General features: G+C 67.3%; 1 protein-coding gene. It reads left to right on the top strand.

Annotated features, from left to right (window positions below; translation table 11 throughout):
- Positions 1–318, top strand: a 318-nt coding sequence (locus AB1L30_RS06375) for a TCP-1/cpn60 chaperonin family protein (RefSeq protein ID WP_367012599.1), incomplete at both ends; no start/stop codon positions are given.

Raw genomic sequence — 318 nt, 5'->3', positions numbered from 1 at the left:
GCGGGACCGCCGACGCGATCAAGGGCCGCACGGAACTGATCAAGCGAGAGATCAGCACCACCGACTCGGAATACGACCGCGAGAAGCTCCAGGAACGGCTGGCGAAGCTCGCAGGCGGCGTTGCCAAGATCAACGTCGGCGCCGCGACCGAGACCGAGATGAAGGAGCGTAAGGCCCTGGTCGAGGACGCCTTGCATGCCACCCGCGCGGCCATCGAAGAGGGGGTCGTCCCCGGCGGCGGCACGACTCTGGTCCGGGCCGCCAAGATCCTGGACGACCTGAAGACCGACGGCGACGAGGATCTCGGCATCCAGATCG

Origin of the sequence: Bremerella sp. JC817 (assembly GCF_040718835.1) — a bacterium.
In the GTDB taxonomy this organism is placed as follows: domain Bacteria; phylum Planctomycetota; class Planctomycetia; order Pirellulales; family Pirellulaceae; genus Bremerella.
Note: the sequence above shows the minus strand (reverse complement) of the source record. Positions and strands in the feature narration are given on the sequence as shown.